Genomic DNA, 9,185 nt, shown 5'->3' with positions numbered 1-9,185 from the left:
CGGGCGAGTGGGGGCGGGCGCGCGACCCCGGGCGAGTGGGGGCGGACGCGCGCGACCGCTGGTGGAATGGCGCCGCGCGAGCGCAACGGGCGAGCGCGATGTCGGGCGGACCGGGCCAACCTCCTCCGCGCCCGAAACCCCCGTTGAGCGTCCAGAACACGCCGTGTCATCACGCCGGACACGGCATGTCTTGGACGCTCAACGTTCGATCGAGACGCGGGCGAGCGCGACGCCGGGCCGACCTCCTCCGCATCCGAAACCCCGTTGAGTGTCCACAACACGCCGTGTCACCGCGCCGGACACGGCATGTCTTGGACACTCAATGTTCGATCGAGACGCGGGCGAGCGGGTACGAAGCTCCTCACCAAGGTCCTTTTTCCACAGGCAGAAGGGGCGCCGCGCGACATCGATCAGCAGACGCTGTCTGCTAGCGGGATGCGAACTCGACCGCTCCCGCCCGACCTGTGCTCCGCATTTCACGTTCGAGAGGCGGATGTCCTCGGCATCCCCCGTCGACGCCTCGCCGCGAGTGACCTCCGGGCGCCGTTCCACGGCGTGCGCGTCGCGCGGGAGGAATCGCTCGAGTCGGTTACGGATCGTTGCCAGGCCTACCTGCCCCGGATGACGGGCGGGCAGTTCTTCAGCCACACGACCGCCGCGACGCTCTGGGGCATGCCCCTCCCCTTCCGTCACGGAGACGAACTCCACGTCGGTGCGATTCCACCCACTCGCGAACCTCGCGCTCGCGGCGTCGTGGGACATCGGCTGGAACTCCCCCAGGACGGCGTCACCCTGATCGGCGATCTGCCGGCCCCCACCCGCGTCGAGACCTGGGCGCAGCTCGGTTCCCTGCTGCGGATGGACGACCTGGTGGCGGCCGGCGACTGGGTTGTGTCGCAGGGCGACTCGGTCGAAGACCTCGCCGAGGCCGCGATGCGGGCACGACGCCGCGGTGCCGTCGCCCTGCGCGAGGCGGTGCATTTCGTGCGACCCGGTTCCGAGTCCCCGCGGGAGACGCAGGTGCGCCTGATCCTGGTGCGGGCCGGTCTCCCCGAGCCCGAGCTCAATTGGACCTTGCGCACCACCGCCGGCACCTTCGTCGCGCGGCTCGACCTCGCCTACCCAGAGCAGCGCGTCGCCATCGAATACGACGGCCGTCACCATGCCGACACCGAGCAGTTCCGTCGGGATGCCGACCGCTGGCGCGCCATCGCCGACGAGGGGTGGATCCTGATCCGCGTTGTCGCTCACCACCTCGACACGCCTGAGCAGGACGTCATCGCCCCGGTTCGGCGAGCGCTCCTGGCCGCACGACCCCGTTGAGTGTCCAAGACACGCCGCCTGCCCGCCGGTCGCACGGCGTGTCCTGGACACTCAACACGGCTGCGTGCCGTGACTCAGGACCGCGACGCCCGACCCGCCACGCGCACGGGCAGCAGTTCGAGTGTCCAAGACACGCCGTGGGACAACCCGCGACGCGGCGTGTCTTGGACGCTCAACAGACGACGGGAGCAACGACGAAGGCCCGCCCGAGCACGCAGCCGGACGGGCCCGTCGAACGAGACGCGCCTCAGGTCGTCAGACCGCTGTAAGCGTGCAGGCCCTTGAAGAAGACATTGACGATCGTGAAGTTGAACAGCACCGCGGTGAAGCCGATGATCGACAGCCACGCCGAGCGGGTGCCGCGCCAGCCGCGGGTCGCGCGGGCGTGGATGTACCCGGCGTAGAGCACCCAGATGACGAAGGTCCAGACCTCTTTGGTGTCGAAGCCCCAGAAGCGGCCCCACGCGTCGTTCGCCCAGATGGAGCCGGCGATGAGCGTGAAGGTCCAGAAGATGAAGCCGACGATGGCGAAGCGGTAGGCGAGCGACTCCAGGGCGTCGGCCGACGGCACGGTGCGCAAGAAGCTGCGCTTCGGCTCGGCATCCGCCGGCGCCTCGGCGAGCTTGCGCTCGCGCCGCGCCTGGATGAGTTGCACGACCGACAGTCCGAAGGCCAGGGCGAACAGCGCCGTCGCAAGGCTCGCGACGAACACGTGCACGACCAGCCACACCGACTTCAACGGATCGGCCAGCGGAACGACCTCGACGTGGAACGCCAGCGTCGCACCACCGAGCAGCAGCACCGCGAGCCCCGTGATGAGCGAACCGAGGAAGCGCAGGTCGTAGCGCGTCAGCACGACGAGGTAGACGGCGACGATGAGCAGCAGACCGGTCAGGGCGAACTCGTACATGTTCGACCACGGCACCCGCTCGGCGGCGATGCCGCGCAGGACGGTCGCGACGAGGTGGAACACGAACCCGAGGGTCGTCAGCACCGTACCCAGGCGAGCCCACAGGTAGCGCGGCTTCGACGCGGCGGTGGATGCCGAAGTCGAGCCGCCCGAGGAGATCACTCCCCCACCGCCCGCGGTGACGAGCTCGCGCGCGACGACCTCGTCCTTCGCCTTCAGGGCGAGGTCGGAGCGGCGCGCGAGGTCGATGGCGTAGGCGATGAACGCCAGCACGTAGATGGCGACCGCCGTCCACACCAAGAGGAGGGAGATCTCGTCGAGGAGAATCGGATCGGTTCCGGGCATGGTCTCAGTCTACTTTTCCGGTGTCGGGCTGGCTCTGCGGAGGTGTGGGTGATCCGACCCCGGGGCCGGTCGGTCGCGGGCGCGCGTCGGTGTCGGGCTGGCTCTGCGGAGGTGTGGATGATCCGGCCCCGGGGCCGGTCGGTCGCGGGCGCGCGTCGGTGTCGGGGCGACTCTGGGAGGGCAGGGCGGTGCCGTGCTTCTCGACGAGTTGGTCGACGGCCGCGGCAAGGGTCGGGTCCTCCCCGCGCGCGAGACCCGCGTATTCGATCGACACCCCGTTCGCGGACGGTGTGGCCCTGACCCACATGCGTCGGCGCGGAACGAACAGCGCCGCGAGCAGACCGAACAGCGCGAGCAGGGCGAAAGCGAGCACCCACGGTCCCGCCAAATCGCGGTGGATCGACAGCGATGCGAAACGCTTGACCGATCCGTCGTAGCCGGACGCGCCGGCCGGGGCCTCGTTCTCGAACGTGATGGTGCCCAGGCCGTTGGGGAGGTCCTCCGTCTGGCCGGGCATGAGCTGGAGAGCCGGATTGCCGCTGTCGCCACCGGCGATCTGGGTCATGCCCGAGGGGTCGAGCGTGTACACCGAGCGGGGCGTGCCGTCGTCGATGCCGAGGTCGCCCTCGTAGACGCGCAACGTCAGCACCGGATACTCGAGGTCGCCGAAGGTGGAGGTGAGCGCCCCCGAGGGCAGCACGTCCATCGTCGGATAGAAGAAGCCGAGCAGGCCGAGCTGTTCGGGCAGGCCGTCGGCGACCTTGATGACGCCGAGCGAGGTCATGTTGGCATCCTGAGGAAGGAAGGCGACCGAGTCGTGGAACACCTCTCGACCGTCGGCGTCGCGGATCGTGACGGTGGGCGCGTACCCGTTTCCGAGGAGGTAGACGCGGTCTCCGCGCACGTCGAGCGGATGGTTCACGCGCACCTCGCCGTCCTGCGGATCGCCACCGGGAGCCTGCGTGGTCACGTGCGCGACGAAGTCGCCGGCCTGGCCGGCACCGGGCTGCCCGGGAGGCACGTAGTTCACGTCGAACTGGTCGAGCGTCATCGAGTAGGGCGTGAGGGTGTCGCCGCTGACGAAGCGCCCCGGGTTGAACGAGGAGTAGTCGAGCAGGCTGTTCGCGAACGCCTGACCCTCCACGAGCACGCGCTGCCCGGTGTAGGTGAATCCACCCCCCAAACCGACCGCGACGAGCACGCCGACCAGGGCCGCGTGGAAGACGAGGTTTCCCGTCTCACGGAGGTAGCCGCGCTCGGCCGACACCGAGGACGTCCCGCGACCGTCGTAGCGGGCCACCCGGTAGCCGCTCTTACGCAGCTGCGCTGCGGCGGCGTCGACGGCGGCGGATGCCGCGGCATCCGGATCCCCGTCGACCGCGATCGTGCGGGTGCGGTGATCGTCAAGGCGCGACAGGCGCGCGGGGGTTCGCGGCGGCTGCGAGCGCAGGGCTTTCCAGTGGTGCTTGGTGCGGGGCAGCACGCAGCCGATCAGCGAGATGAACAGCAGCAGGTAGATGGCCGAGAACCACGGCGAGGTGTAGACGTCGAACAGGCTCAGGTTGTCGAGCACCGGCGCCAGGTCGGGGTTGTCGGTGAAGTACTGCGTCACGCCGTTGGGATCCGCCGTGCGCTGCGGCACGAGCGAGCCCGGTACGGCGGCGATCGCGAGCAGCAGCAGCAACACGAGGGCGGTGCGCATCGATGTGAGCTGTCGCCAGCCCCAGCGCGCCCACCCCACGACACCGAGCCGCGGCTGGGTGATGTCGTCGGAATCGGATGCCAGGGCCGAATCGGCGTGGTCGGACGGGCGCAGGACGCCGTCCGTGGGCTCCGGCCGCGAGGGGTCAGAGGGGGAGCTGGACACCGCTCATCACCCCCTGCAGGGACGACATCCACGCGCCCCAGACACCGGTCACCATGGCGAGGCCGAGAACGACGAGCAGCACGCCGCCGACGATGTTGACGGCACGGATGTGCTTGCGCAGGAACGCGACGGACCGGGTCGCCCACCCGAAACCGAGCGCGAGGAGGAGGAACGGGATGCCGAGGCCCAGCGAGTACGCCAGCCCCAGCAGGGCGGCACGGCCGGGGTCTCCGAGGTTGTACGACACCGACAGGATGGCCGTCAGCGTCGGTCCGATGCACGGCGTCCAGCCGACGCCCAGGGCGATACCGAGCAGCGGCGCCCCGATGAGACCGAGATTGCCCTTGGCCTGCATGCGCACCGACCGCTGCGCGATGCCGAACAGGCCGATGAACACGAGTCCCATCAGGATGATCACCACGCCGAGGACGCGCGTGATCACGTCGCCGTAGCGGGTGAAGAACGCTCCCGCGGCGCCCCCGAGCACGTTGAAGGCCATGAACACCAGCGTGAAACCGGCGATGAACAGCAGCGTTCCGCCCAGCAGGCGACCACGACCGGCGGATGCCGCGCCCCCTCGGGGAGCGACCGCACCGCCGATGTAGCCCAGGTAGCCCGGCACGAGCGGCAGCACGCAGGGAGAGAGGAACGAGATCAGGCCGGCGGCCAGCGCGATGGGCACGGCGACCCACAGCGCCCCGTCGAAGACGAGGGCTCCCGGATTCACGCGCCCTCCGCGACCAGGGTGCGCACGATCGCCTCGAGGATCGAGGCCTCGGGCAGTTCGCCGACGATGCGCGCCGCGACGCGCCCCTGCTTGTCGAGCACGAGGGTGGTCGGGGTAGCGTTCAGCGGCGTCTTGTCGTTGAACGCCAGCTTCAGCTCGGCGTCGCCCACGGCCATGGCGCTCGGGTAGGAGATGTCGTGGTCTCGCGCGAACGACTGCGCGGTAGAGGGCTGGTCGTAGGTGTTGATGCCGAGGAAGGCGACGTCCTGCCCCTCGAAGGTCTTGTACGCCTGCTCGAGACGCGGCGCCTCGATGATGCACGGGCCGCACGTGGCATACCAGAAGTTCACCACGAGCACCTTGCCGTCGTAGTCGGCGCTGGAGACGGCGGACCCGTCGTCGAGCGTGCCGGCGAAGTCGACCGGCTCCCCGCGGCTTTCGGCCGGGATCTCGGCGGTCTGGAAACCGTTCGCGGCGATGTAGCCCTTGTTGTCACCGGCGCGGTACTGGTCGGCGAGCGGGTCGGTGGTGCAGGCCGCCAGGCCCACCACGAGGGCCGCGGCCGCGGCGACAGACCCCGCGGCGGTGAGGATTCGGCGCATCACACGGCTCCTACGTCGACGGCTCCGGCGGTGGATGCCGGCTCGGCGTACGCCACCTCGACCCAGCGCGTCGAGCCGTCGGCGCCGTCTCGCCGCTCGAAACTCGTCACGCTCGACAGCGCACACCGGCGCTTGCGGGGGTCGTGGCGGGTGGGTTGGTGGGAGAGGGCGAGGTGGGTCACCCAGATCGGCAGCTGGTGCGAGACGACGACGACGTCACCCGAGGGCACCCGCTCCCAGGCGTCAGCCATGGCATCCGTCATCCGGGCGACGATGCGCTCGTACGGTTCGCCCCAGCTGGGCACGGCCGGGCGGCGGAGGTGTCGCCAGTTGAGGGGGTTGGCCAGCGCCTGCTTCATGCGCCGTCCCTCGAAGACGTTGGTCGGCTCGATCACCCGATCGTCGATGTAGGCATCGATGCCGAACATCTCGGTGAAGGGCTCCGACGACTCGCGCGTGCGCTGCAGCGGGGAGACCACCAGCGCGCTGACGGGCCGGTCGAGCCCGCGCACGTACGCGGCGGCCTGCCGGGCCATTTGCCGGCCGGCGACGCTGAGACCGAATCCCGGGAGCCGACCGTAGAGCACGCGACGGGGGTTGTGGACCTCTCCGTGGCGCACGAGATGCAGGCGATCGGCGGTCACGAGGCCAGTCTAGGCGCGGGTTCTGTGGTCTGACTGAGCGGGCGGGCCGGTTGCTTCGACGTGGAGATACCGCGCGACGCGGGTTCTCTCGCGGGGTGATGAAGAAGCCCCGGAGCGCTCGACGAGACCGCGCCTTCGCGCTGCGGTAAGGACTCTCCCGGAGCCCGCCACCGCGCGCTCAGGCGTCGGTGCGCGAGGCCGGATCCTGCCGGGAGGCGAGCAGCGAACGGATGCGCGCGTACAGGAACCACGTGATGCCGACGGCCACCGCGGCGATGACCACGTATTGCAGGATCGAGGCGTACTCCTCGACGATGTGCCAGTTCTCGCCCAGCAGGTATCCCGACAGGACGAAGATCGTGTTCCAGATCAGACTGCCGGCGCCCGTGAGCAGTCCGAAACGCCACATGGGCATCTTCGACACCCCCGCGGGAATGGAGATGAGGCTGCGGAAGATCGGGATCATGCGCCCGAAGAACACCGCCTTGCCGCCGTGCCGCTCGAACCACGCCACCGTCCGATCGACGTCCTCAGGGTGCAGCAGCGGCATCTTCGCGGCGAAGGCGCGCAGACGCGCGGCTCCGAGCCACCGGCCGAGGCCGTAGAGCATGAACGCACCGACGACCGATCCGATCGTCGTCCACAGCAGGGCCTCGAACAGCGTGAACGAACCGCGGCTTGCGGTCAGTCCCGCCATCGGCAGAACGACCTCGCTGGGCAGCGGCGGGAAGAGGTTCTCGAGCGCGATGGCGACGCCCGCACCCACCGGGCCGATGATCTCCATGAGCGAGACGGTCCAGTCGGCCAGCGACGTCAGCCACGACTGCCCCTCGCCGGAGCCGGAGCCGGCCCGGAGAAGAGAAAGGGTGAGGGTGGTGTCGGTCATCGGGTGCCTTCGCGCTCGGTGATCGGCCGCCCGAACGGACGCCCCTTTCAGGCTAGAGCCCGGGCGCGCACGAATCCTGGGGGTTGGCCCCGAGCGGAGGGATGCCGCGGTGCCCGCGCCCGTGTCCCGGTGCGGCGCGACCGGCGCACGTAGGATGGTCGATCGTGAGCGAACGCGTCCTGGTCAACCAGCTGAAATCCCTCCCCGCCGGCGCCGTCGAGGTGTCGGGATGGGTCGAAACCGTGCGCGATCAGAAGAAGGTGCAGTTCGTCGTCCTCCGCGACGAGACCGGTGCCGTGCAGCTGGTGAACCCCGCGACGCGACCCGTCGACGACGGCTCCGAGCAGGATGCCGCCGCTCTGGCGCTGACCGAGACGGTCGGCGCTCTCGCCACCGGCACGTTCCTGACCGTGCGCGGTGAGCTGAAGCACGACGAGCGCGTGAAGCTCGGCGGAGTCGAGATCAAGGTCGGCGAGCTCGTCATCGCCGCCGCCGCCAACCCCGAGACGCCGATCGCCGCCGATAGCAGCCCCGACAAGCGCATGGACTGGCGCTTCCTCGACCTGCGTCAGCGCCGCAACAACCTCATCTTCCGCGTGCAGACCACCCTCGAGCACGCCATGCGCACGTACTGGGTCGAGCGCGACTACATCGAGGTCCACTCCCCCAAGCTCATGGCCTCCCCCTCGGAGTCCAACGCCGAACTGTTCGAGGTGCCCTACTTCGAAGACAAGACCGCCTACCTCGCTCAGAGCCCGCAGTTCTTCAAGCAGATGGCCCAGGTCGCCGGCTTCGGCAAGATCTTCGAGATCGCCCCCGCCTTCCGCGCCGACCCCTCTTTCACCAGCCGCCACGCGACCGAGTTCACCTCGATCGACGCCGAGATCAGCTGGATCGACTCGCACGACGACGTCGCGCGCATGCAGGAGGAACTGCTGCAGACGGCGTTCCAGGCCGTCGCCGACAAGCACGGCGCCGAGATCCAGGAGCTGTTCGGCGTCGAGGTGCAGGTGCCGTCGCTGCCTTTCCCCCGTATCCCCCTCGCCGAGGCCCGCGAGATCGTCGCCGCCCGTGGATACGACATCCCGCGCACCGATGGCGACCTCGATCCCGAGGGCGAACGCCAGATCGCGGCGCACGTGGCCGAGACGCACGGCCACCAGTTCGTCTTCATCACCGACTATCACCCCGAGATCCGCGCTTTCTACCACATGCGCGACGAGGAGACCGGGCTGACGAAGTCGTACGACCTGCTCTTCAACGGGGTCGAGATCACGACGGGCGCCCAGCGCGAGCACCGCGTCGACGTGCTGGTCGAGCAGGCGAAAGAGAAGGGTCTCGACCCCGAGCACCTCGACTTCTACCTCGACTTCTTCCGCTTCGGCGCCCCGCCGCACGGCGGCTTCGGCATGGGCCTCGCACGCGTTCTCATGCTTCTGCTGGGTGAGTCGTCCATCCGCGAAGTGACCTACCTCTTCCGCGGACCGACTCGCCTGGCCCCGTAAGCACCGACGTCCACGATTCGACCGAGCGACGCCCGGGGTTCACTCCCCGGGCGTTCGCGTGTCATCGGCGACCCCTAACGTGGGCGCATGGTCGCCGTCACGCCCGTGGAACCCGCGGGAACCGGGCGTGCGCCACGCCCTCGGGGCTGGTCGATCGTCTTCCGCGGCGTCAGCCGTGATCGGGCGGGCGTCCGCGTGCTGCACGACATCGACCTCGAGATCGCGGCGGGTCGGATCGCGGCGATCGTCGGGCCGTCGGGGTGCGGGGCCTCGACGCTGCTGAGACTCGCCACCGGCGCCGAGCGCTGCGACGGGGGAACGGTGCAGGTCGAGTGACGCACGGGCGCTGCGGCCCCGCGCCTGCCCGGGGTGGCGG

9 protein-coding genes are annotated in these 9,185 nt (G+C 69.7%); 3 read left to right on the top strand and 6 right to left on the bottom strand.

What is annotated here, in order from left to right:
• Nucleotides 1-435 precede the first annotated feature (435 nt).
• Entirely contained in the window at nucleotides 436-1,323 is an 888-nt protein-coding gene (locus tag RWP81_RS11120; RefSeq protein ID WP_314456091.1) for a DUF559 domain-containing protein, read from the top strand.
• Nucleotides 1,324-1,570: 247 nt separating this feature from the next.
• Here the strand turns inward: RWP81_RS11120 and ccsB are convergent, their stop codons facing one another.
• The 6 genes from ccsB to RWP81_RS11090 form a co-directional block, all read right to left on the bottom strand.
• Nucleotides 1,571-2,578, bottom strand: a complete 1,008-nt coding sequence (gene ccsB / locus RWP81_RS11115) for a c-type cytochrome biogenesis protein CcsB (protein WP_314456089.1) — start codon at nucleotides 2,576-2,578, stop codon at nucleotides 1,571-1,573.
• A gap of 4 nt (nucleotides 2,579-2,582) precedes the next feature.
• Nucleotides 2,583-4,445: a cytochrome c biogenesis protein ResB gene (locus RWP81_RS11110; protein ID WP_314456087.1), complete on the bottom strand. Its 1,863-nt coding sequence runs from the start codon at nucleotides 4,443-4,445 to the stop codon at nucleotides 2,583-2,585.
• A complete protein-coding gene (locus tag RWP81_RS11105; RefSeq protein ID WP_314456085.1) occupies nucleotides 4,426-5,172 on the bottom strand; it encodes a cytochrome c biogenesis protein CcdA in 747 nt (248 codons plus the stop codon). The genes RWP81_RS11110 and RWP81_RS11105 overlap by 20 nt, the downstream gene beginning before the upstream one ends.
• Entirely contained in the window at nucleotides 5,169-5,774 is a 606-nt protein-coding gene (locus RWP81_RS11100; protein WP_314456084.1) for a TlpA disulfide reductase family protein, read from the bottom strand. The genes RWP81_RS11105 and RWP81_RS11100 overlap by 4 nt, the downstream gene beginning before the upstream one ends.
• Nucleotides 5,774-6,418: a histidine phosphatase family protein gene (locus tag RWP81_RS11095; RefSeq protein WP_314456082.1), complete on the bottom strand. Its 645-nt coding sequence runs from the start codon at nucleotides 6,416-6,418 to the stop codon at nucleotides 5,774-5,776. The genes RWP81_RS11100 and RWP81_RS11095 overlap by 1 nt, the downstream gene beginning before the upstream one ends.
• A 178-nt stretch (nucleotides 6,419-6,596) precedes the next feature.
• A complete protein-coding gene (locus RWP81_RS11090; RefSeq protein WP_314456080.1) occupies nucleotides 6,597-7,304 on the bottom strand; it encodes a DedA family protein in 708 nt (235 codons plus the stop codon).
• 164 nt (nucleotides 7,305-7,468) lie between these two features.
• Here RWP81_RS11090 and aspS point away from each other — a divergent pair, with 164 nt between their 5' ends.
• Nucleotides 7,469-8,809: an aspartate--tRNA(Asn) ligase gene (gene aspS, locus RWP81_RS11085; protein ID WP_314456078.1), complete on the top strand. Its 1,341-nt coding sequence runs from the start codon at nucleotides 7,469-7,471 to the stop codon at nucleotides 8,807-8,809.
• Nucleotides 8,810-8,896: 87 nt separating this feature from the next.
• Nucleotides 8,897-9,145: an ATP-binding cassette domain-containing protein gene (locus tag RWP81_RS11080; protein WP_314456076.1), complete on the top strand. Its 249-nt coding sequence runs from the start codon at nucleotides 8,897-8,899 to the stop codon at nucleotides 9,143-9,145.
• Nucleotides 9,146-9,185 lie beyond the last annotated feature (40 nt).

The sequence above is a fragment of the uncultured Microbacterium sp. genome, from assembly GCF_963521695.1.
Taxonomy (GTDB): Bacteria; Actinomycetota; Actinomycetes; order Actinomycetales; family Microbacteriaceae; genus Microbacterium.
The sequence above is the reverse complement of the archived record's forward strand: the minus strand, read 5'-3'. Positions and strand labels throughout refer to the sequence as shown.

Coding starts and splice junctions, on each gene's coding strand:
- RWP81_RS11080 (WP_314456076.1), top strand. CDS start 8,897: ATGGTCGCCGTCACGCCCGTGGAACCCGCGGGAACCGGGCGTGCGCCA.
- ccsB (WP_314456089.1), bottom strand. CDS start 2,578: ATGCCCGGAACCGATCCGATTCTCCTCGACGAGATCTCCCTCCTCTTG.
- RWP81_RS11100 (WP_314456084.1), bottom strand. CDS start 5,774: ATGCGCCGAATCCTCACCGCCGCGGGGTCTGTCGCCGCGGCCGCGGCC.
- RWP81_RS11090 (WP_314456080.1), bottom strand. CDS start 7,304: ATGACCGACACCACCCTCACCCTTTCTCTTCTCCGGGCCGGCTCCGGC.
- RWP81_RS11120 (WP_314456091.1), top strand. CDS start 436: ATGCGAACTCGACCGCTCCCGCCCGACCTGTGCTCCGCATTTCACGTT.